We start from the raw sequence: 20615 nt of genomic DNA, 5'->3' as shown, positions 1-20615 counted from the left end.
GGCCGGACGCGACGGGGCCGCACGCGACAGGGCCGCGCCCCCGGCCCGTCCTGACGGGGGAGGCGCGGCCCTGGTGAGGCAGCGGGTGCGACTAGAAGGTCAGCAGGCCCTGCGTCTTCGTGGTCGCGGCGGCGTAGCGCTGCGCGACGTTCTCCCAGTTCACGATGTTCCAGAAGGCCTTGACGTAGTCGGCACGGACGTTCTGGTAGTCGAGGTAGTAGGCGTGCTCCCAGACGTCGAGCATCAGCAGCGGCACGAGGCCGAACGGCACGTTGCCCTGCTGGTCGAAGAGCTGGAAGACGCTGAGGCGCTGACCGATGACGTCGTACGCGAGCACCGACCAGCCGGAGCCCTGCACGCCGAGCGCGGTGGCCGTGAAGTGCGCCTTGAACTTCTCGAGGTCGCCGAAGTCGCGGCCGATGGCCTCGAGCAGGTCGCCGACGGGCTCGCTGGTCTCGGGGGTCAGGTTCGTCCAGAAGATCGAGTGGTTGACGTGGCCGCCGAGGTTGAACGCGAGGTCCTTCTCGAGCTTGTTGACGTTGGCGAGGTCGCCCTTGTCACGCGCCTCGGCGAGGGCGGCGTTGGCCGTGTTCGCCCCGGTCACGTACGTGTTGTGGTGCTTGGAGTGGTGCAGCTCCATGATCTGCGCGCTGATGTGCGGCGCGAGAGCGGAGTAGTCGTAGGGGAGGTCGGGCAGGGTGTACTCAGCCATGGGGGAGTCCTTTCGCTGGGGGTCTGCCACCACCGTACGACCCCCGTGCACCTGCAGGTCAACCGCCTCCCAGGCCAGTCCCAGGCTGGTGGTCTCGCCGGGCGTCGGGGGGCCCCGCTACTGTGGGCCGGGTCGGGGCGAACGAGCCCCGCGCGACGCCGCCGCACGGCGTCGCCCCAGGGTGCAGGAGGCGCGCGATGGCAGGGTTCACCGGCTTCGGCCGACGTCGGGAGGCCGACCCGCGCCTCCCCCCGGGGCAGCACCTCGAGCAGGGCTTCCCCGTGCTCTCGGCCGGCCCCACCCCGAACATCAAGCGGTGGGAGCTGCAGGTCGGCACCGAGCAGGGCCAGCGCTCGCTCACCTGGGCCGACTTCCAGGCCCTGCCGCACGAGGCGATCGAGACCGACATCCACTGCGTCACGAGCTGGAGCAAGCTCGGCACCCACTGGTCGGGCGTCTCGCTCGACACCCTCTTCGACGGCCTCGAGACCGACCACGGCTACGCGATGGCGACGAGCTACGGCGGCTACACGACCAACCTGCCGCTCGACGAGCTGCTCGGCGGGAAGGCGTGGGTGGTCGACACGTACGAGGGCCAGCCCCTGCACGCCGAGCACGGCGGGCCGGCGCGGCTCTTCGTGCCCGGGCTCTACTTCTGGAAGAGCGCGAAGTGGCTGCAGGGCGTCCAGACCATGGCGACCGACCGCCGCGGCTTCTGGGAGAGCATGGGCTACCACGGCCACGGAGACCCCTGGCGCGAAGAACGCTACGCGTGAGCGGTGCCGACCCCTATGCCTGGCGGCCCGGCACGGTCGTCTCGACGACCCCGCTGAGCGGCACCGGCCGGTCGATCGTCGTCGCCGTGCCCGGCCTGCGGGCCGCCCGTGCCGGCCAGCACGTCGACCTGAGGCTGACCGCCGACGACGGTTACCAGGCCGTCAGGTCGTACTCGCTCTCCGACGTGCGGGGCACGCACGGCGATCCGCTCACCGCTGCCCTCGAGATCTCGGTCGAGCAGCTGCCCGACGGCGAGGTCTCGCCGTACCTGGTCGAGGCCGCCGAGCCGGGCGACCCGGTCGAGGTGCGCGGCCCGATCGGCGGCTGGTTCGTGTGGCCGCCGACGGAGTTCGACCCCGACTCGGCCGTGCACGCGGTGCTGCCCGAGCCCGCGGGGGCCCCGGCGCCGTCGCGGTCGCCCGTGCAGCTGATCGGCGGAGGGTCAGGAGTCGCGCCCCTGGTCGCGATGATCCGCTCGCGGTCGGAGCGGGACGACGCGCCCCCGATGCGGCTGATCTGCTCGGTGCGGACGCCCGACGACCAGTGGTTCGCGCCGGAGCTCGACGAGCTCGCCGCCGCCGCGGGGCCCGACCTCACGGTCGACTGGATCTTCACGCGCGGAGCGCCGGAGGGAGCGGCCCGGCCCGCCGGGCGCCTCACCCGCGAGCGACTGCTCGAGCTGGCGCTGCCCGCCGAGCAGCACCCGCTCGTCTACGTCTGCGGCACGAACGGCTTCGTCGAGACGATCGCGGGCTGGCTCGTCGACGCCGGCCACGACCCGACCCGGGTGCGCACGGAGCGGTTCGGCGGGGCGTAGCGGAGGCGGGGCGGGCGGCGCGGGGTGGCGCAGCGCGGCGCTGCGTGCGGCTCGTGCCACGAGCACGCGGCACCGCCTCGGTGACCACAGGGGGGTCTCCGCGACGATGCCGCTCGTGTGCTGATCCGGTGCTGTGCGTGACGCTACGCCGCCTGCCTCCGTGCCGGGCGGACTCACCGGCCGGGCTCAGGCTCGCCGCCGCCGCTGCGTCGACGCGCGAGCGACGCCGGCTCGAGTGGTCGCGATCTGCTCGTCCCGACCCGTGCGAGCAGCAGTTCGTGACCACTCGCCGGCCGCGCGGGCGCCGCTCCGACGCCTCAGTCGGCGCTGACCTGCTCCCGGAAGGTGTCGCGCCGGGTGTGGAGCCCCCAGAGCCGCTCGGCCAGCGCCTCCGGCGTCTTCTCCGGGTCGTCGGGCGTGATGGCCCCGCCGATGATCAGCTGCGACACCTGGATGCCCTCGTCCGCCAGCTCGTCGTGCAGCAGCTGCGCGTACGCGGCCTGGCCGGCGAAGGCGATCGAGGTGCCGGTGACGGTGCGCCCGGGCGTGACGGCCGAGCCGCCGTTGACGAAGAGGATCGTGCCGCCGTGGCCGTCCGGCCCCCGCCCGAGGAAGCGCATGCCCGGCAGCACCTGGTGCACGGCAGCGACCGGCCCGTAGATCGAGAACTCGACGGGCCCGACGAGGTCGGCCGGCGTCGTCTCGAGCACGGGCCGCATGAAGTCCTTCTGCGGCAGCGGGCTGTACTGCAACACCTGGATCGGCCCGAGCGCCTCGGTCGCCGCCTCGAGCGCCCGGGCCACGGAGGCGGGGTCGCGCACGTCGGCGACGAAGCCCTGCGCGGTGACGCCGTCGGCCTCGAGCTCGGCCGCGAGGGCGTCGAGCCGCCCCTGGTGACGGGAGATCAGCGCGACGCTGAACCCCTCCCGTCCGAATCGACGGGCCACGGCAGCGCCGAGCCCCTTGCCGGCACCGATGATCGCGAGAGTAGTCATGCCCCCCAGCCAAGCAAGGAGGCGCGGGCCGGCACCCAGGGAGCGCCGAGCCTCAGCGCGGGTCGTCGCCCTGCCACACGGGCGGCCCGGGCCGCGGGTGCCGGATCGTCTGCACCAGGCCGGCGGTCGCGACCGCCAGGGCGGCGAGCACGGCGATCGTGAGGAGGACGCCGAACGGGGTGACCGGGTCGCCACGGCCGAGGTGCATGCCCACCAGGACGAGGTCGAGCAGGAGCGGGAAGGCCAGGATGCCCCAGCCGACGGGCGAGCCGCGGAAGGTGGGCCAGGTGAGGCGGAGGCGGCCCGGGGCGGTGTCGCGCGGGGCGTCGTGCCGTGTCGTGTCGTGCTTCTCGTGGTCGCTCATGGAGTCCCCTCGTCGTCGTCGTCGCTGACCTGACCAGGGTACGCCGCGCCTCCTGAGGATCCTTCGGAACAGGAGGGGCGCCTCCTGCTGGGTGCGTGGTGTGCACGACGGGAGGCGTCGCCCAGCGGCGGCCTGCGACCATGAGCGGAGTCCCGTCGACCCCCTGGAGCCCCCGTGTCGCCTCGCACCCTCTTCCGTTCGTTCGCCGTCGCCGAGGTCGTCACCTGGGCCCTGCTCATCGGCGGCATGCTGCTCAAGTACGTCGCGCGGGTCGGCGACTGGCCGGTCAGCGTCGCCGGGCCGATCCACGGCTTCGTCTTCCTCGCGTTCCTGGTGGCCGGCGTCGTCGTCGCGGTCAACCAGCGCTGGAGCCTCGGCGTGACGGCCGCGGCCCTCGCCAGCGCCGTCGTGCCGTTCACCTCCCTGCCCGTCGAGCGCTGGATCGACCGCCGCGGCGGCCTCCGCGGCGACTGGCGCCGCACCGCGACCGACGACCCGCGTGACCGGCGGCCGGCCGACCGCCTCCTCCGCTGGGTCCTCGGTCACCTGGTGCTCGCCGTCGTCCTGCTCGCGGCCGCGGTCGTCGTGGTCTTCGTCGTGCTGCTGATCGTCGGGCCGCCCGTCGGGGGCTGACCCGCAGGCGGCCGGGCGGCCGCCCCGTGACCGTCGGCAGATGACCGCGAGGAGTCGCGGGTCGAGAGATCTGGACGGCGACACGGATACCCCCCTAGGGTATGCAGCATGACTCCTCGGCACGACGACGCTGCGCACGGCGACCACGGCGACCACGGCGACCACTCGGACCTCGCGACGGCCGCGCACGGGCAGGAGGCGCACGGCGTCGGGGACGACCACGCAGGGCACGACTCGCACGCGGGCCACGACGGGCACGCCGGGCACGACGCGCACGCGGGCCATGACGCGCACGCCGGCCACGGTGGGCACGGCGGCCACGGCGGCCATGGCGACCACGCCGCCCAGTTCCGCGACAAGTTCTGGGTGAGCCTCGTCGTCGCGATCCCGGTCGTGGCCTTCAGCTCGATGTTCGCCGGCCTGCTCGGCTACGACGTGCCGTCCTTCCCCGGAGCCGAGTGGATCTCGCCCGTGCTCGGCACCTTCCTCTTCGTCTGGGGCGGCTGGCCGTTCCTCTCCGGCGGCGTCGCCGAGGCGCGGGCGAAGCAGCCCGGCATGATGCTGCTCATCGCGATGGCCATCACCGTCGCCTTCGTCGCCAGCTGGGCGACGACCCTCGGCATCGGCGGCCTCGACCTCGACTTCTGGTGGGAGCTCGCCCTCCTCGTCTACATCATGCTGCTCGGCCACTGGATCGAGATGCGCGCCCTCGGGGCCGCCTCCGGCGCCCTCGACGCGCTCGCCGCCCTGCTGCCCGACACGGCCGACCGCGTCGACGCGACGGGCCCCGACGGCTCGATCCGCGACTCCGGCAGGTCCTACTCCGGCAGCTCGGGCTCCGGCACGACCGAGGTGGCGATCGCCGACCTCGTGGCCGGCGACGTCGTGCTCGTCCGCTCGGGCGCGCGCGTGCCGGCCGACGGCACGATCGTCGACGGCTCCGCCGAGATGGACGAGTCGATGATCACCGGCGAGAGCCGCACCGTCTCGCGCTCCGAGGGCGACCGCGTCGTGGCGGGCACCGTCGCGACCGACGGCACGCTGCGGGTCCGCGTCACGGCGGTGGGCGACGACACGGCGCTCGCGGGCATCCAGCGGCTGGTCGCCGAGGCGCAGTCGTCGTCGTCGCGGGCGCAGGCGCTCGCCGACCGCGCCGCCGCGCTGCTCTTCTGGTTCGCCGCGGGGGCGGGCGTCGTCACGTTCGTCGTCTGGCTGCTGCTCGGCGACCTCGACCAGGCGATCACGCGCACGGTGACCGTGCTCGTCATCGCCTGCCCGCACGCCCTCGGCCTGGCCATCCCCCTGGTGATCGCGATCTCGACCGAGCGCGCCGCGAAGGCCGGCGTGCTGGTCAAGGACCGCCTGGCCCTCGAGCGCATGCGCACCGTCGACACCGTCCTGTTCGACAAGACGGGCACCCTCACGAAGGGCGAGCCCGCGGTGACGGACGTGGCCCGCGCCTCCTCGTCCGACCTCGTCGACGACGACGCGGCCGTCCGCCTCGCGGCGGCNGCGCTGGCGGGGCTGGAGAGTCTGGTGCGCGCGCCGACGCGGGGCAGGGCGGGGCGCCGGAGTCGCGGGTCGAGTCGTTCCGCTCGCTCACGGGCAGCGGCGTCACGGCCCGCGTCGACGGGGTCGAGGTGAGCGTCGGGGGCCCCGGCCTGCTCCGCGACCAGGGCCTCGAGGTGCCCGGCGACCTGGCGACGGCGACCGGGCCGTGGCGGGCCGACGGTGCCGCGGTGCTCTACCTCGTGCGTGCCGGAGCGGTGGAGGCGGCGTACGCGCTGCGCGACGAGGTGCGGCCGGAGTCGGCGGAGGCCGTGCGACGCCTGCACGACGCGGGCGTGCGGGTCGCGATGGTGACCGGCGACGCGCAGCAGGTGGCCGACGCGGTCGGACGTGAGCTGGGCATCGACGAGGTGTTCGCCGAGGTGCGCCCGGACGAGAAGGACGCGCGCGTCGCCGAGCTGCAGCAGCGCGGCCAGCGGGTCGCGATGGTCGGCGACGGCGTCAACGACGCTCCCGCGCTGGCCCGGGCCGACGTCGGCATCGCGATCGGCGCGGGCACCGACGTGGCGGTGGAGTCGGCGGGCGTCGTGCTCGCGTCGAACGACCCGCGGGCGGTGCTGTCGGTGATCTCGCTGTCGCGGGTGGGGTACCGCAAGATGATCCAGAACCTCGTCTGGGGAGCGGGCTACAACGTGCTGTCGGTGCCGCTCGCGGCGGGCGTGCTGGCACCGGTCGGCTTCGTGCTGTCGCCCGCGGCGGGGGCGGTGCTGATGAGCCTGTCGACGGTGATCGTGGCGCTGAACGCGCAGCTGCTGCGCCGCTGGCGGCCCGCCGCCTGATCGGGGTGCGCTGGCCGCTGGCCGCTGGCCGCTGGCTGCTGATTGCGTCGGTCAGTTGCCGTTTTGGGGGCCTCCGGAGCCCTCTCAAGCCCTCAAATTGGCAACTGACCGACAGTCGCGGGCAGGGCGTGCCGGACTCGGGCCAGCGCGGCTCGCTGGGGGCTGGGGGCTGCCCCGCGACTCCTCGGGGCCCGATCGTCGAGGCTGGGAAGCGCCTGATGATTCAGCAGCTAAGAGATCTCGGCGGCGTACCGTCGCCGACATGAGCACAGCCACGCGAGCCGAACCGCACCCTCCCCAGCCGAGCGACGTCGTCCGTCAGATCGTGGTGGTGGTCGCGGCCGTGCTGGCCGTCGTCCTCGCCGCGGTGGGGTCGGGCGCCTTCGGCGGCACCTCCGTCTCCGGAGCCTCCGGCGGGGCGCTCAGCGCCGACGCCACCCCGATCGCCCCCGCGACCACCGCCTTCTCGATCTGGTCGGTCATCTACCTCGGCCTCGTCGCCTACGCCGTCTACCAGGCGCTGCCCGGCCAGCGCAGCGTCGACCGCCACCGTCGCCTCGGGTACTGGGTCGCCGCCTCCATGCTGCTGAACGCGGCCTGGCTCTTCGCGGCCGTGCAGCTCGGGAACGTGTGGCTCAGCGTCGTCGTGATCGTCGCCCTGCTGGCCGTGCTGGTGCGGATCTTCGTCACCCTCTTCCGCACGCCGACCCACGGCTGGGTCGACGCGCTCGTCACCGACGGCACGATGGGCCTCTACCTCGGCTGGGTCTCGGTCGCGACCGCCGCCAACATCGCGGCTGCGCTGGTCGAGTCCGGCTTCGACGGCCTCGGTGCCCCGAGCAGCGTCTGGTCGACGGTCGTGCTCGCCGTCGCCGGCCTGTCGGGCGTGGCCGTCGCTCTCGCCGGCCGCGGCCGGATCGCTCCCATGCTGTCGCTGGTCTGGGGCCTCTCGTGGGTCGCCGTCGGGCGCTTCACCGGCCAGCCGCTCGACACCGCCGCCGGGGTCACGGCACTGGTCGCGGCGGTCGTCGTGCTGGTCGTGACCGTCGCCGTCCGGGTGCGCCACGGCCGCGTCGGCGCGACGGCCGACCTGCACCGCTGACGCGTCGAGTGGTCCCGATCTGCTCTTCCCTCGCGCCGGGAGCAGCAGATCGTGACCACTCGGTCGAGCTCGCGAGGCGGAAGCCGGCCCGGGCAGGCAGAGGTCTGCTCGTCTTCCTGCCCAGCGCCATCCGCCTCGTTCTGCCCTCATTTGACGGATATCAAGAATTTCACAGTGACATCCTTGACACCGGTCGCCTGGGGGAAGAGAGTGTGAGCGTGACGCGAGCTGTCGGCTCGCATCACGCTCGAGCCGCGTGAGGTCGCACCCTCAGGGCTCCTCCCCGACAGCCGAAGGCCGGCGGTCTGGGGCACCGTCAGCTGATGAGGGGACGGCCGCGCGGGGACTCCTCGTTCCGGGCTCCCGAGAGGAGCGTCACATGTCAGGAGATGTCGGTCACCCTCCTCATCGGAGGGCCGATCAGGCCGGGGGGTCTGCGCGTGCGTCACGGACAGCCGTGGTGCCGTCTCTGACAGCTCTCGTCCTCGTGCTGGCGGCGACCGTCCTGGTCATCGCAGGAGTCCCCCTCGGGTTCTTGCCGGTCACGGTCGCCATCTGGTTGCTCCGCTGGGCAGACCGGCGCGCTCCTGGCGGATCCTGGCCCGCGATGACCTTCCTCGGGATGGTCCCCTTCTTCATCGTGATGATCGTCGTGCTGGTACGCCGATGACGAGCGACTGGTGCCGACCGGCTCCCTCGTCAGCGCGAAGGGTTCACGAGAGCAGTACGGGGCGACGACCGTCGTTCACACGCATGCGGGAGGCGCGGTGCCGGTCTGGTCGACACCGCGCCTCCCGCAGTCGCACCGTGCGGTGCCGGGCTGAGCCCGGGGGTCAGCGACCGCCGTCGATGCGGCGGCCGCGCTGGGCGACCCCGGCGGTGCCGTAGGGGTAGTCGTCGATGCGCGGGGCGCTCGCGTCGCCGAGGCGCGTGAGCTCGTCGGCGGTGAGCACGAGGCCCGACGCACCGAGGTTGTCGTCGAGCTGCTCGACCGTCCGGGCGCCGAGGATCACCGAGGTCACGGCCGGCTGCGCCAGCAGCCACGCGAGCGCGACCTGCGAGGCCGAGGCGCCGTGGGCGTCGGCGATCGCGGTGACCGCGTCGATGACCGTCCAGGTGCGCTCGTCCGCGTTGCGCGCCTCCCACGCCTCCATGCCCCGCGTCGGGTCCTCACCGAGACGGGTCGAGCCGGTGGGCGCCTGGTCGCGGCGGTACTTGCCGCTCAGCCAGCCGCCGGCCAACGGCGACCAGGGCAGCAGGCCGATGCCGGCGTCGAGCGAGGCCGGCACGACCTCGTGCTCGATGTCGCGCACGAGCAGGTTGTACTGCGGCTGCAGCGTGACAGGCGGCGCGAAGCCGAGGGCGTCGGCGCGGCCCACGGCCTTCGTGACCTGCCAGCCGAGGTAGTTCGAGAAGCCGTAGTAGCCGATCTTGCCCGCGCTGATCGCGTCGTCGAGGAACCGCAGGGTCTCGTCGATCGGCGTCAGCGCGTCCCACGCGTGCATCTGGTAGAGGTCGACGTGCTCGGTGCCGAGACGCCGGAGCGAGTCGTCGAGGGCACGGGCGAGGTGCCGCCGCGAGAGCCCGACGTCGTTCGGGCCGTCGCCCATGGGGAAGCGCCCCTTCGTCGCCAGCACGACCTGCGCCGCGTCGGTGGGGCGCGCGGCGAGCCAGCGCCCGATGATCTCTTCGGAGACCCCCGCGCTGTACACGTCGGCGGTGTCGACGAGCGTGCCGCCGCCCGCGACGAACGCGTCGAGGATCTGGTGAGAGGTGGTCTCGTCGGCTTCTGCGCCGAACGTCATGGTGCCCAGTGTCAGCTCCGACACGGAGGCACCGCTGTTCCCGAGGGTCCTGTAGTCCATGGCCGCGACGCTACGCCGTGCGTCGGCGGCGGGGCTGCGGGAGGCGCGGGGCGGGGGACAGCCCCGCCTCACGGAGCCCTGGGGAGGACTCCCCGAAAAAATTCTGAGACATTCTCCAAACCGTTCCGAGCGGTGCTCCGAAGACTGCACACCACGGCGGTTCGGGCTGGCCGTGGTGAGCACCGGGTCGGGACCCTGGCGGGTCCCCCGGCGTCGGTGCGCGAGCCGGGGTGTGGGTTGGTTCAGGTCTCCACCCCGGCTCGTCCCTCCCCGGCTCGTCCTCCCCGGCTCGTCCCTCCCCACCGCGGCCCGCCTCCGGGGCACATCGGCGTCCGCCGAAGGGGGGGCAGCTCCTGAGGCGTCGCACTATGCTGACGCCGTCGGGGGATCAGCCCGACGCTCCGACGCCGTTCCCTGACCCTGAGCGGCCCGGCGCCCACCTCGACGAGAGGCGTGACCGATGCCGTCGCCCCCGTACCCGTCGCAGCCCGTGACGCCGTCGCCCTTCGACGACCCGCGCATCCGCGGCCTGGAGACCACCGACCCCGACGTCGCCCACGAGGCGATGCGGCGCACCTTCCGCATGCGCGAGCTCGTGCCGGGCGACGCCCACGAGTTCTACTACCGCCGCGCGGTGTCGGGCGAGCACCGCTTCGCCGTCGGAGAGATGCGGTACACCGGCACGCTGCGCGCCGAGAGCGAGCCGCTGCCCTTCTTCGGCATCTGCCGCCTGCTCGGCGGGGGCTTCCGGGTGCAGGCGGGCGACGCCGACCACCGGGCGGAGCTGCTGAAGCCGTTCGCGTTCCCCACCACCACGAACAAACGGACCGAGTGGGACGACGTCCACCTGGCCCAGCTCATGCTCGACCGGGCCGCCGTGGAGGCCGAGCTGGTGGGGCTGTCGCTCACCGCGCCTCCCGCAGGCCTGCACGTGATCGGCATGGAGCCCCAGAGCGAGGCCCTCGGCCGGTACTGGCGCGGGCACATGCGACACCTCTACCAGGACGTCGTGCGCAACGACGCGGCGATGGCGAGCCCGTTGATCAGGGGGCAGGCGTTCCGGTCGCTGGTGGCGGCGTTCGTGACGACCTTCCCGACGACGGTGGTCGGCACGAGCGAGGCGTCGAGCGCCCGGCCCGTGCCGTCGACGGTGCGGCGCGCGCTCGCCTACGTCGAGGAGCACGCCCACGACGACATCGGCGTCGTCGAGATCGCCGAGGCGGCCCGGCTGACGCCGCGGGGGCTGCAGCTGGCGTTCCGCCGGCACCTCGACACGACGCCCATGGCGGTGCTGCGGGCGGCGCGGCTGCGCGGGGCGCACCACGACCTTCAGGTCGCTGACCCGACGCGCGGGCACACCGTGGCGGGGATCGCTCAGAGCTGGGGCTTCGCGAACGCGGGGCGCTTCACGGCGGCGTACGTGGCGCACTACGGGCGGTCGCCGCGCGAGACGCTGGAGTCGTAGGTGCGGGTGCGGGTGCGGGTGCGGGTGCGGGTGCCGGTGCCGGTGCCGGGACGCGCCCGGAGGTAGTTCTGGGGAGCCTCATCCACTCTGGAGTGGAGGAGCGTGCCTGGGAAGGGGTCTCGGGGTGGGGTGCCTGGGGAGCGTCCTCCACTCCGGAGTGGAGGAGTGTGCTCGGGGGCGGGGTGCCGGGGGAGGCGTCCTCCACTCCAGAGTGGATCAGCGCTCAGGGCGCACAGCACCGGGCCGCGAGCATCGACCAGGGCGCCTCCGCGACGAGGAGCGGAAGGGGGTGCGGGCGAGAGACCCGACATCGCCGCCCGCACCCAGCAACTCGCAGTCCTGAACCCGTACCGCGAGGCCATCCCAGTGTGATACGAACGCGAGTTTTCTGCAGATCGACCGGACACGGAGCGAATGCCCTGCCCCCCGGGCGAAGCCGAGCACGACGCGTGTCCCCCGACGGGCCGGGAACCGCGCGTGCGCACGCCGACGGCGCAGCGGGGACGACGGCGCAGCGGGGACGACGGCGCTCAGGCGCCCGCCGCCTCCGCCCCGCCCGACACGTCGGTGTGCACGAACCCTTGGAACGACCGGCTCGCCGTCGGCCCGCGCTGCCCCTGGTAGCGCGACCCGTACTCCTGCGAACCGTAGGGGTGCTCGGCCGGCGAGCTGAGGCGGAAGAAGCAGAGCTGCCCGATCTTCATGCCGGGCCACAGCTTGATCGGCAGCGTCGCGACGTTCGACAGCTCGAGCGTCACGTGCCCCGTGAAGCCCGGGTCGATGAACCCCGCCGTCGAGTGCGTGAGCAGGCCGAGGCGGCCGAGCGAGCTCTTGCCCTCCAGCCGCGCGGCGACGTCGTCGGGCAGGGTGACGCGCTCGTAGGTGCTGCCCAGCACGAACTCGCCCGGGTGCAGGATGAACGGCTCGTCGGCGGGCGTCTCGACCAGGCGCGTCAGCTCGGGCTGGTCGGCCGCGGGGTCGATGAACGGGTACTTGTGGTTGTCGAACAGCCGGAACAGCCGGTCGAGCCGCACGTCGATGCTCGACGGCTGGATCAGCGTCGGCTCGTAGGGGTCGAGGCCGATGCGCCCGGCGTCGAGCTCGAGCTTGATGTCGTGGTCGGAGAGCAGCACGCGGCCAGCCTAGACGGCGGGCAGGTCGGGCCCCGGCGCGGGCCCGGCGGAGGGCCTGCGGGAGTCGCGGGCACCGCCCTGGGGAGGGGGCGCCTCCCCGGGTCGTCCCCAGGTCGCCCGGCTCGCGCTCGGCCCGGACGGGGCAGGATGGCCCCATGCGTGCCGTCACCGTCCCCGTTCCCGGAGGGCCCCGTGCCCTCGTCGTCAGCGAGGTCCCGGAGCCCGTGCCCGGCCCCCGCGAGGTCGTCGTCGACGTCGCCGCCGCCGGCGTGAACCGCGCCGACGTGAACCAGCGCGAGGGGCACTACCCGTCGCCCGCCGGAGCCCCGTCGTGGCCCGGGCTCGAGGTCAGCGGCACGGTCGTGGCCCTGGGCAGCGAGGTGACCACCGCCTCCCTCGGCGACCACGTCGTCGCCCTGCTCAGCGGCGGCGGCTACGCCGACCGCGTGGCCGTCGACGAGGGCCTGCTGCTGCCCTACCTCAAGGGGCTCGACCTCGTCGAGGCCGCCGGGCTGCCCGAGGCCGTCGCCACCGTCTGGTCGAACCTCGTCATGTCGGCGCAGCTGCAGGCGGGCGAGACGCTGCTCGTGCACGGCGGGTCGAGCGGGGTCGGGTCGATCGCGATCCAGATCGGGAAGGCGCTCGGCGCCACCGTCTACGCCACCGCCGGCACCCCCGCGAAGGTCGAGTTCTGCGAGCAGCTCGGCGCCGACCGCGGCATCGACTACCGGGCGGAGGACTTCGTCGCCGTCACCCAGGAGCTCACCGGCGGCCGCGGCGTCGACGTCGTGCTCGACCTCGTCGGCGGCGACTACCTGGCGCGCGACGTCGACGCGCTCGCCGTGGGCGGCCGCGTCATGGTGATCGCGTCGCAGGGCGGCTCGTCGGCCACGATCGACGTCGCCCGCCTGATGGGCAAGCGGGGCCGGATCTGGGGCACCACGCTGCGCGCCCGCCCGCTCGAGGAGCGCCGCGCGATCATGGCCGAGGTGCGCGAGCACGTCTGGCCGATGGTCGCGTCGGGGGCCGTGCGGCCGGTGCTCGACAGCGTGTTCCCGCTCGAGTTCGCCGCGACGGCGCACGAGCGCATGGAGTCGGGCGAGCACTCGGGGAAGATCCTGCTCGCGGTGCGCTGAGCCCCGCGCTGCACCCGCGCTGCACCCGAGCTGGGCTGCGCTCGCGCGCCGCTGAGTCAGCGCTGCGCAGGCGCCGCCGCCGCCCCTGAACCTGCTGCCGCCCGGGCCTCAGCCACCCGCTCGAACTATCGACTGATCAAAGAACCACGCTTCTCAGTGGTTCTTTGATCAGTCGATGGTTCTGGGGCTGGTTCTGGGGCTGGGGCAGGTGCGTGCGCAGGGTCAGGGGCGGGTGCGGGAGCGGGAGCGGGGCGGGCGCCGCGCGACGGGCGCGGCTAGGCGACGCGCGGGTCGCTGCCGCGCTTCACGAGCGACGCGCCGACCACCTCGACGAGCACCGGCACCTCCTCGCCGAGCACCCGGTCGAGACCGCGCACCACGTCGCTCGCCGCCGCGACGACCGGCGCCGGTGCCGCGCCCGCGGTCACCCGCACGCGCACCTTGAGCGCCGGGCGGCCGCGGACCGTCCACGCCGACACGTGCACCGAGGTCACGTCGCGTCGGGCCGAGAGCGCGTCGGCCACGGCCGTCTCGGCGAAGGCGGCCGAGATCGCGATGGACCCGGCCGGCTCGTCGTGCACCACCAGGCGGCCGGTGCGTCCGCCACCGTGGGCGACGGCGGCCACGGCGAACACGATCACGAGCAGCAGGCAGAGCGCCGCGAGGGCCACCGCGAGCCAGCTGCCCGCGCCGCCCGCGCCGCCCATGCTGTCCGCGCCGCCCGCGCCCGACGGGTCGAGCGGCGTCGCCGCGACGGCGTCCGCGACCGCCGAGGAGGCGTCGGCCAGCCAGCCGCGGACGGTCCCGCCCAGGGAGCCCGAGCCCCCGGGCAGCGTCGCCACGATCAGGAACGCCCCGACGGCGAGGGCGACGACGCCCACGACGACGAGCAGCAGGCGGTTGAGGAACCGGTTCGACGAGGTCACGCGTCCAGCCTCCCGTGGTCGGCGACGCGCGAGGTCACGCGGAGGGCGGGCTGCACGGGCCGGCTCTCGAGCTCGGAGCGGACGGCGGCGAGCACGCCCTGCTCGTCGACCGTCACCCCGGAGGCGGGGGTCAGCTCGACGCGCGCCTCCCGTCGCGAGACCCAGACGGTGACCTGCCCGGCGCCGAGGCGCCCGGCCGTGCGGGCGACCCGCGCGAGCGACGCCGCCAGCACCGTGTCGTCGACGACCGCGGCGACGCGCTCGTCGGTGATCTCGTGGCGTCCGCGGTGGCCGGCGGTCAGGCCGAGCAGCACCAGCACGACGCCGACGACCGCCGCGGCGACCCCGGCGGCGACGACCAGCCCCGGGGCCTCGCCCAGGGCGGTCGTGAGGGCGCCGAGCACGTCGACGGGCGACGCGAGCAGCGCGGGGCGGCCGAGGGCGGCGAGCACGGCCTCCGTGCCGAGCCAGGCGGCGGCGAGGGCGGCGACCACCAGCACGACGACGGCACTGGCCGAGCGGCTCGCGCGGCTCTCGCGGCGGACGAGCCGCCGGTAGGGCGCCGTGACGTCCGGGCCGGGGCCCGACCGGCCGCCGGCGTCGGGCGCGGTGGCGTCGGGCGCGGTGACGACAGACGTGGTGCCGTCCGGCGCGGTGGCGCCGGGCCCCGTGGTGTCGGAGGCGGTGCTCACGCTACCCTCCCGGTGCGGTCGAGCTGGGAACGGGTGACGGTCACGTCGACGCGCGAGACGGTGCGCCCGGTGATCTCGGAGACCCGCCTCGTCAGCGTCGACTGGAGCTCGCGCACGAGGCCGACGACGCCTCCCGCAGGCACCGGCACCGACCCGGAGAGCGCGGGCACCCGCACGGGCGTGGTGACGCGGAGCGCCAGGTGGCCGGCGTCGTCGGAGGCGTCGACGCGCACCTCGGCGCGGTCGACGCGCAGCTGCTCGGCGACGACGGCGGCGGCGACGCGGGTGAGCACGCGGGCCGCGAGGCTCACGTGCCCGGGCACGACCGGCCCGCGCCCGGCTGACCCGTCGCCGTCGCCGTACGCCTCACGCAGGGTGGACGGAGCGGACCCGCCGCCCGACGCCGCGGTCGACCCGGCCCCGGCGCTCACGACGACGAGCGCCGGCCGCGCAGCGCGTCGAGCAGCCCGCCCAGGTCGGTGCGGCCCGAGACGACACGGCCGACGAGCCCGCCGACCGCGATGCAGAGCGCGACGATCAGCAGGGCGCCGAGGCCCCACTCGAGGCCGACGACCGCGAGCACGGCGCCGACCGCCATGCCGACGACGGTGGCGCTCACGAGACGCGGCCCGGGGCGGCGGCGCCGGCCGTGTCGTCGTCGTCCTCGCCGGGGATGTGGACGTCGTTGATCGCGACGTTGACCTCGGCGACCTGCATGCCGACGAGGTCCTCGATGGCCCGGGCCACGGCGGCGCGCACCTGCTCGGCGACCAGGGTCATCGGCTGCGGGTACTCGACGACGATCGTGACGTCGGCGGCGACCTGGGTCTCGCCGACCTCGACGCGCACGCCCTGGCTGAGGTCGCTGCTGCCGATCACGTCGCGGAGGGCGCCGAACGCGCGGGCCGCTCCGCCGCCGAGGGCGTGCACGCCGGGCACCTCGCGGGCGGCGATGCCGGCCACCTTCGAGATGACGCCGTCGGCGATGACGGTCTTGCCGGGCGAGGCGACGCCCGGGGTGCCGACGCCGCTCGCGGGGGTCGTGGAGGCGACGGGCGCCTTGTCGACACGGCTGGCGCCGGCGGCGGGGATCGTCGCGCCCGACGGCGTGGTGCCGACGGTGCCGGGGGTGGTGGCGGTGCTCGGGGTCTTGTCGGTGGCGGCCATGGGCTGCTCCTTCTCGTCGGTGCGTCGGTGGTGCCGGGTGCGGTCCAGGGGCGCCCGGCGGTACGGTCGTCAGTGAGACGGACGCCGAGGCCCGGGTGTCACGGTCCCCGTCCCTTCCATTTCCTACACGGCCCGGCTCTGCCGGGCCCGGTGACCGAGGAGGCGCGATGGCGGTCGACCTGTCCGGTGCAGCCGACGGGGTGCTCGCGACCCGTGCCGCCGAGGGCGACGAACGCGCCTTCGAGGTGCTGCTGCGCCGCCACCTGGGCCTGATGACCGCCTACGCGACGCGGCTGACGCGCTCCCGGGCCGACGCCTCCGACGCCGTCCAGGAGGCCTCGGTCGTCATCTGGCGCGAGCTGCCGCGGCTGCAGACGCCCGACGCGGTGCGCGGCTGGATGATGACGATCGTGTCGCGCAAGGCCTACGACCTGATCCGCAGCCGCCGCGTCGCCGACGACGTCGACGAGCTCGAGGTGCCCTCGCAGAGCGGCGCGGTCGACGACCCGGAGCGCGTCGCCGCCTCCACCGACGCCATGGGCGCCCTGCGCGGCGCGCTCGCCCGGCTGCCCGCCTCGCAGCGCGAGGTGTGGACCCTGCGCGAGGTCGGAGGCGAGTCGTACGCTGACATCGCCGAGCGCACCGGCACCAGCGTGACCGCCGTCCGGGGCCTGCTCGCGCGGGCCCGTGAGACCCTGACCCGAGAGATGGAGGCCTGGCGATGAGCGACGACCCGACGCGCACACCGCTGACGCCCGCCGGCGCGGCCCCGAGCGACCCCGCGGCCGACCCCGCGGTCGACCCCGCCGCCGAGCTCGAGGTCGTCGACGACGGCCCGATCTCGATGGAGCGGCTCAGCGACTACCTCGACGCCGGCCGCGAGCCGTACGACCCCGAGATCGAGTCCGACCCGTCGGCGCTGGCGCAGCTGGCGGCCCTCGCGCGCCTCCGCTCGATGACCGCGGGCCTCGTCGCGGAGGACGCCGCCGCCGAGCCCGCCCCCGACCCCTCCTGGATCGCCGGCGTCATGAGCCGGGTGCGGCTCGAGTCGCGCACCGGCCGGGAGATCCCGCTCTCGTCGCCCGACCCGCGGAGCACCCTGCACGTCACCGAGGGCGCGGTGCGCTCGCTGATCCGCGAGGCCGGCGACGCGGTGCCCGGCGCCGTCGTCATCTCGTGCGGCATCGTCGGCGACGTCGACCGGCCCGACGCGGTCGTCGGCGTCGAGGTCGCGATCAGCGCGCTCTTCGGCACGACCGTGCCCGACGTGGCCGACGCCGTGCGCGAGGCGGTCGCCGCGCACCTGGCGGCGCAGACGGAGCTCGTCGTCGAGGCCGTCGACGTGACCGTGCGCGACGTGCACCTGCTCGACACCGACGGAGGACTCTGATGGCCGACCCGCTCGACGACGACCGTCTCTCGCTGCTCGCGGCCGAGCTCGGCGCGCTCGCGGCAGCCTGCCCCGGCGTGCAGCGCGTGCAGGCGCGACCCGGCTTCGGGTCGCTCGTGCGGCAGGCCGTCGAGGGACTCGGCGCCGTCGTCGGCGGCGGGCCGGGGGGAGGCGCGGACGCGTCGTCGTCGGCCGCCGCGCTCGAGGGTGGTCGCCCGGTGCCCCTCGTGGGCGTCGCCGTCGCGGAGGCGGAGACCCGCGTCACGCTCGACATCGCCGTGGGCGAGGGCGCGCAGGGCCCGGCGGTGGCCCGCGAGGTGGCCGCGCGCCTCCTCGAGCGGGTCGCGGCGGAGCCGCTGCCGCCCGCCTCCGTCGACGTTCGGATCGTCGGCCTCACCTAGCGCGCGGCGGCGGATGCCGGGCGCGCATCGAGGTGCCGCTATCTGGCGCCTGCGAGGCGCCGAGGGCCCGGGACGGGGCACCTCGAGGGAGTCGCGGCGTCGCGGCGGGCGCCGGGTGCGCACGAGGTGCCGCTACCTGGGGCCTGCGAGGCGCCGAGGGCCCAGGACGGGGCACCTCGAGGGAGTCGCGGCGTCGGCACCGCCGTCGCTTCGCCTCCCGCGCGGGTGCAGGTGGGCGTCGCACCGGGGCGAGCCCCGCGCGCGGCGGCGGCCTACCGTGGGCGGGGCGCGGCCGCCCCGGCCGCCGCACCCCGACACGAGGAGGACAGCATGAGCGACGAGCCCCTGGAGTTCCAGAGCAGCAGCGCGGACCCCGACGACGGCGGGAAGTGGGACCAGGCGCTGAAGGGCGAGGACTACGACCTCGACGCGGACGGCGACGTCGACGCCGACGTCGAGACCGACCCGGACGCGGCCGAGGCCCCGGCCCCCGGCACGACCCCCTCGCCCGACCAGGTCTGACCCGCCCGGTCGGACCCGCCGGTCAGACCTGACCGCGGCTCCCGCACCCCGTTCCGTTCACCGAACCCCGATGCTCCAGGGTTCGTTGAACGGAACGGGGTGCGCTGCATGCGGCGGGCTACGGGGGGCTACGGGAGGCGCGGGTCGGGCGGCGCGGGAGGCGCGGGTCGGGCGGCGCGGGAGGCGAGCGCGGCTAGGCGGTGCCGCCGAGGTCGGTGGCGAGGCAGGTCGCCTCGACGAAGCGGTCGCAGCGCATCCGGCTGCCGGGCCACGGCACCTGCTCGGTGCCGAGCACGACGACCGCGTCGCCGCGCCGCAGCCGCCGCGCGACCTCGCGGTCGAGCGCGCCGTGCACCCGCACGAGGTGCACCCGAGCGTCACCGAGGTCGGCCGCGCCGAGGAGGTGGCGGCCGGTCGTCATCCGCGCCTCGGGCAGCGCGGCCACCCGCACGACGCTGGCCGAGAGCGGGCCCTCCTGCAGGGTGAGCGCCTCGTCGAGCACGACGCCGACGATCGTCAGCGGTGCCCCGGTGCGGGTCGTCGGCCAGTGCGCGGCCCGGGCAGCCGGCAGGGCCCGGGCGAGACGGGTCGGGGCGGAGGCGACCCGCGTCGGCAGCGACACGGCTCAGCCCTCGCTCGGGTCGAGGTCCGCCGAGCGGGCGTCGTCGTCCGTCGCCGCGTCGTCGTCGGGGCCGTCGAGCGCCGGGTCGGCCTCGATGTCGCGCACGGCGCCGGCGTCGAGCGGGCTGCCCGGCCCCCCGGGGTCGGGAGCGCCGCCCACCCCGCTGTCGCTCGTCCCCGTGCTCGTGTGGTCCTCGTCGGCCATGTCGTCCCCTCCGGTCGCGCACCGCGCCCCGGCCCAGCGCCGGGGGAGGTGCCGGAGGGCGCCGCACCGCTGACGGGCCCTGCCGTCGGCGCTGACCGGGGCTCACGCCCCGCGCCGACCCCACCGTCGCGGGCGGCCCCTCCTGTCGACGAGACAACCACCGCCGCGAGCCGCCCCGCAGGCCCTTGACACCAGGTCGGGGGGCGTGCGTGACGGCTCGCGGCGGCGGGCGTCACTCGTCGGCGACGCCCTTGCTGACCGCCGTCGGGGCGTCGAACGAGTCGCCCTCGAGCGCCTGGAGCGCGTCGATGACGTCGTCGGGCGCGCCCTGCTCCTTCGCGGTGGCGACCAGGTCGTCCTTCGACACGGGGTAGTCGACCCCGCTGAGGTACTTCTGCATCTGGATCGGGTTCGGGGTGTCGGCCATGGCGGTCTCTCCTTCATCTCGGACGCGGGGCCCGGCCGCAGCCGGGCCGCCCCGTCATCTCGGGATCGNCGGTCGAGGTCGACCACGTCGGTCGCCTCGACGTCTCGGTGGGGCACCGTGGTGGGCGCCTCGAGGTGGACGGCTCCGCTGGGGACGATGCCCGCGCCTCCTCGTCGCTCCATCACGCGCCACTGGGCGGCGACGTCCTCGCCCGCGTGCTCGGCGGGCAGCTCGCCCCAGAACGCGAAGCCGCCGGCCTCGAGCAGCGCCTCGCGCCGGTACAGCGCGCAGCCGCCGACCCAGGCGACCCGGTAGGCGGCCCAGTCGCCCGGCTCGAGGTCGAGGGCCGCGGCCTCGTGGGCGAGGTTCGCGGCGTTGTGCAGCGACCAGCGCTCGAAGCCGGGGGCGCCGCGGCGGATCCGCTCGGGCTGCACGCCGCCCTCCCAGAGCTCGAAGGCGACCCGCTCGTGCGGGCGCACGTCGTCGAGGTGCGAGAGCCCCTGCACGGCCGAGCCGACGAACCCGCAGCCGAGCCGCTCGAGGGCGTCGTGCATCCGCGCCAGCGTGCCGGGCTCGAGCCAGACGTCGTCGTCGAGGAAGAGCACGGCCGGCGCCGTCGCCCGCTCGAGCAGCGACTGCCGGTGCTCGGCGAGCCCGCGCCGCGGGTGGTGCACGTGGGTCGAGACCGCGCGGCCCTGCGCCCGCAGCACGCGGACCATGGCCTGCGCGGCGGGGGCCGTCCAGTCGGGGTCGCCGGTCGACTGGTCGCTGATCACGACCGAGAACGGCGGGTCGTCCTGCGCGGCGAGCCCGGCGAGCGTCACCGCGAGCTCGGCCGGCCGGTCGGCCGTGGGCACGAGCACGTCGACGGCGGGGGGCGCGGGAGTCGCGGTGCGCTCCCCGAGGACGGCCGACGC

At 75.1% G+C, this 20615-nt stretch carries 26 protein-coding genes and 2 pseudogenes; 13 read left to right on the top strand and 15 right to left on the bottom strand.

What is annotated here, in order from left to right; genetic code table 11:
* Positions 1 to 91 precede the first annotated feature (91 nt).
* Positions 92 to 712: a superoxide dismutase gene (locus tag IFT45_RS09780; protein WP_056058344.1), complete on the bottom strand. Its 621-nt coding sequence runs from the start codon at positions 710 to 712 to the stop codon at positions 92 to 94.
* A 197-nt stretch (positions 713 to 909) separates the two neighbouring features.
* Here IFT45_RS09780 and IFT45_RS09775 point away from each other — a divergent pair, with 197 nt between their 5' ends.
* Positions 910 to 1488, top strand: a complete 579-nt coding sequence (locus tag IFT45_RS09775; RefSeq protein WP_056058347.1) for a molybdopterin-dependent oxidoreductase — start codon at positions 910 to 912, stop codon at positions 1486 to 1488.
* A complete protein-coding gene (locus IFT45_RS09770; protein ID WP_192127923.1) occupies positions 1485 to 2306 on the top strand; it encodes an FAD-binding oxidoreductase in 822 nt (273 codons plus the stop codon). Before IFT45_RS09775 ends, IFT45_RS09770 begins: the two co-directional genes overlap by 4 nt.
* Positions 2307 to 2623: 317 nt before the next feature.
* On the opposite strand, the gene IFT45_RS09765 is transcribed toward IFT45_RS09770, so the two are convergent.
* Both IFT45_RS09765 and IFT45_RS09760 read right to left on the bottom strand, forming a co-directional pair.
* Complete coding sequence (locus tag IFT45_RS09765) at positions 2624 to 3301, bottom strand: SDR family NAD(P)-dependent oxidoreductase (protein ID WP_056058353.1); 678 nt, start codon at positions 3299 to 3301, stop codon at positions 2624 to 2626.
* Positions 3302 to 3353: 52 nt separating this feature from the next.
* On the bottom strand, positions 3354 to 3665 hold the full coding sequence (locus IFT45_RS09760; protein WP_192127921.1) for a hypothetical protein: 312 nt from the start codon (positions 3663 to 3665) through the stop codon (positions 3354 to 3356).
* A 174-nt stretch (positions 3666 to 3839) separates the two neighbouring features.
* On the opposite strand from IFT45_RS09760, the gene IFT45_RS09755 reads away from it, so the two are divergent.
* From IFT45_RS09755 to IFT45_RS09740, 5 genes and pseudogenes are all read left to right on the top strand, one after another.
* Positions 3840 to 4298, top strand: coding sequence for a DUF3817 domain-containing protein (locus tag IFT45_RS09755; RefSeq protein ID WP_192127919.1), 459 nt, complete (start codon positions 3840 to 3842; stop codon positions 4296 to 4298).
* 108 nt (positions 4299 to 4406) lie between these two features.
* Positions 4407 to 5809 (top strand): annotated as a pseudogene (locus IFT45_RS17200) (HAD-IC family P-type ATPase); the annotation flags it as partial.
* A 1-nt stretch (position 5810) separates the two neighbouring features.
* A pseudogene (locus tag IFT45_RS17195) lies at positions 5811 to 6646 on the top strand (HAD-IC family P-type ATPase); the annotation flags it as partial.
* A 262-nt stretch (positions 6647 to 6908) separates the two neighbouring features.
* Positions 6909 to 7748: a tryptophan-rich sensory protein gene (locus IFT45_RS09745; protein ID WP_056058366.1), complete on the top strand. Its 840-nt coding sequence runs from the start codon at positions 6909 to 6911 to the stop codon at positions 7746 to 7748.
* 457 nt (positions 7749 to 8205) lie between these two features.
* On the top strand, positions 8206 to 8418 hold the full coding sequence (locus IFT45_RS09740; protein ID WP_056058369.1) for a hypothetical protein: 213 nt from the start codon (positions 8206 to 8208) through the stop codon (positions 8416 to 8418).
* Positions 8419 to 8581: 163 nt separating this feature from the next.
* Here the strand turns inward: IFT45_RS09740 and IFT45_RS09735 are convergent, their stop codons facing one another.
* The gene (locus IFT45_RS09735) at positions 8582 to 9613 is read right to left on the bottom strand and encodes an aldo/keto reductase (RefSeq protein WP_167261074.1); all 1032 of its coding nucleotides are present in this window, start codon (positions 9611 to 9613) and stop codon (positions 8582 to 8584) included.
* Between the two features lie 460 nt (positions 9614 to 10073).
* On the opposite strand from IFT45_RS09735, the gene IFT45_RS09730 reads away from it, so the two are divergent.
* On the top strand, positions 10074 to 11078 hold the full coding sequence (locus IFT45_RS09730; protein ID WP_192127917.1) for an AraC family transcriptional regulator: 1005 nt from the start codon (positions 10074 to 10076) through the stop codon (positions 11076 to 11078).
* Here IFT45_RS09730 and IFT45_RS17495 read toward each other — a convergent pair.
* Together IFT45_RS17495 and dcd are read right to left on the bottom strand one after the other, a co-directional pair.
* Positions 11042 to 11164 carry a hypothetical protein gene (locus IFT45_RS17495; protein ID WP_256431854.1) on the bottom strand — a complete coding sequence of 41 codons (123 nt, stop codon included), beginning with the start codon at positions 11162 to 11164 and terminating at the stop codon, positions 11042 to 11044. The genes IFT45_RS09730 and IFT45_RS17495 overlap by 37 nt on opposite strands.
* A gap of 444 nt (positions 11165 to 11608) precedes the next feature.
* Positions 11609 to 12211, bottom strand: coding sequence for a dCTP deaminase (gene dcd / locus IFT45_RS09725; RefSeq protein ID WP_056058380.1), 603 nt, complete (start codon positions 12209 to 12211; stop codon positions 11609 to 11611).
* Between the two features lie 155 nt (positions 12212 to 12366).
* On the opposite strand from dcd, the gene IFT45_RS09720 reads away from it, so the two are divergent.
* Positions 12367 to 13347, top strand: coding sequence for an NAD(P)H-quinone oxidoreductase (locus IFT45_RS09720; RefSeq protein WP_185230815.1), 981 nt, complete (start codon positions 12367 to 12369; stop codon positions 13345 to 13347).
* A 275-nt stretch (positions 13348 to 13622) separates the two neighbouring features.
* On the opposite strand, the gene IFT45_RS09710 is transcribed toward IFT45_RS09720, so the two are convergent.
* Genes IFT45_RS09710 through IFT45_RS09690 form a run of 5 tightly spaced genes read right to left on the bottom strand, consistent with a single transcriptional unit; the run spans position 13623 to position 16132 of the window.
* Positions 13623 to 14273 (bottom strand): hypothetical protein, encoded by a 651-nt coding sequence (locus IFT45_RS09710; RefSeq protein ID WP_192127915.1) that lies wholly within the window; start codon positions 14271 to 14273, stop codon positions 13623 to 13625.
* Positions 14270 to 14965 (bottom strand): hypothetical protein, encoded by a 696-nt coding sequence (locus IFT45_RS09705; RefSeq protein ID WP_192127913.1) that lies wholly within the window; start codon positions 14963 to 14965, stop codon positions 14270 to 14272. Before IFT45_RS09705 ends, IFT45_RS09710 begins: the two co-directional genes overlap by 4 nt.
* Positions 14962 to 15396 carry a hypothetical protein gene (locus IFT45_RS09700; protein WP_192127911.1) on the bottom strand — a complete coding sequence of 145 codons (435 nt, stop codon included), beginning with the start codon at positions 15394 to 15396 and terminating at the stop codon, positions 14962 to 14964. The genes IFT45_RS09705 and IFT45_RS09700 overlap by 4 nt, the downstream gene beginning before the upstream one ends.
* Complete coding sequence (locus IFT45_RS09695; protein ID WP_056058394.1) at positions 15393 to 15584, bottom strand: hypothetical protein; 192 nt, start codon at positions 15582 to 15584, stop codon at positions 15393 to 15395. The genes IFT45_RS09700 and IFT45_RS09695 overlap by 4 nt, the downstream gene beginning before the upstream one ends.
* On the bottom strand, positions 15581 to 16132 hold the full coding sequence (locus IFT45_RS09690; RefSeq protein ID WP_192127909.1) for an Asp23/Gls24 family envelope stress response protein: 552 nt from the start codon (positions 16130 to 16132) through the stop codon (positions 15581 to 15583). The genes IFT45_RS09695 and IFT45_RS09690 overlap by 4 nt, the downstream gene beginning before the upstream one ends.
* Before the next feature lie 167 nt (positions 16133 to 16299).
* Between IFT45_RS09690 and IFT45_RS09685 the strand changes: the two genes are divergently transcribed.
* The 4 genes from IFT45_RS09685 (at position 16300) to IFT45_RS09670 (ending at position 18445) form a co-directional block, all read left to right on the top strand.
* A complete protein-coding gene (locus IFT45_RS09685; protein ID WP_056058403.1) occupies positions 16300 to 16857 on the top strand; it encodes an RNA polymerase sigma factor in 558 nt (185 codons plus the stop codon).
* The gene (locus IFT45_RS09680; protein ID WP_192127907.1) at positions 16854 to 17522 is read left to right on the top strand and encodes an Asp23/Gls24 family envelope stress response protein; all 669 of its coding nucleotides are present in this window, start codon (positions 16854 to 16856) and stop codon (positions 17520 to 17522) included. Before IFT45_RS09685 ends, IFT45_RS09680 begins: the two co-directional genes overlap by 4 nt.
* Entirely contained in the window at positions 17522 to 17923 is a 402-nt protein-coding gene (locus tag IFT45_RS09675) for a hypothetical protein (protein ID WP_056058409.1), read from the top strand. Before IFT45_RS09680 ends, IFT45_RS09675 begins: the two co-directional genes overlap by 1 nt.
* Before the next feature lie 330 nt (positions 17924 to 18253).
* Complete coding sequence (locus IFT45_RS09670) at positions 18254 to 18445, top strand: hypothetical protein (RefSeq protein WP_185230828.1); 192 nt, start codon at positions 18254 to 18256, stop codon at positions 18443 to 18445.
* Between the two features lie 193 nt (positions 18446 to 18638).
* On the opposite strand, the gene IFT45_RS09665 is transcribed toward IFT45_RS09670, so the two are convergent.
* From IFT45_RS09665 to IFT45_RS09650, 4 genes are all read right to left on the bottom strand, one after another.
* Positions 18639 to 19067 carry a hypothetical protein gene (locus IFT45_RS09665; protein ID WP_192127904.1) on the bottom strand — a complete coding sequence of 143 codons (429 nt, stop codon included), beginning with the start codon at positions 19065 to 19067 and terminating at the stop codon, positions 18639 to 18641.
* A gap of 3 nt (positions 19068 to 19070) precedes the next feature.
* Complete coding sequence (locus tag IFT45_RS09660) at positions 19071 to 19271, bottom strand: hypothetical protein (RefSeq protein WP_192127902.1); 201 nt, start codon at positions 19269 to 19271, stop codon at positions 19071 to 19073.
* A 232-nt stretch (positions 19272 to 19503) separates the two neighbouring features.
* Positions 19504 to 19698 carry a DUF2795 domain-containing protein gene (locus IFT45_RS09655; RefSeq protein WP_192046514.1) on the bottom strand — a complete coding sequence of 65 codons (195 nt, stop codon included), beginning with the start codon at positions 19696 to 19698 and terminating at the stop codon, positions 19504 to 19506.
* Between the two features lie 69 nt (positions 19699 to 19767).
* Positions 19768 to 20561, bottom strand: a 794-nt coding sequence (locus IFT45_RS09650) for a glycosyltransferase family A protein (protein ID WP_371810968.1), incomplete at its 3' end; no start/stop codon positions are given.
* Positions 20562 to 20615: the final 54 nt, after the last annotated feature.

It is taken from the genome of Frigoribacterium sp. CFBP 13707, from assembly GCF_014842245.1.
GTDB classification, from domain to species: Bacteria; Actinomycetota; Actinomycetes; order Actinomycetales; family Microbacteriaceae; genus Frigoribacterium; species Frigoribacterium endophyticum.
This window is presented reverse-complemented; position numbering and strand designations above follow the sequence as displayed.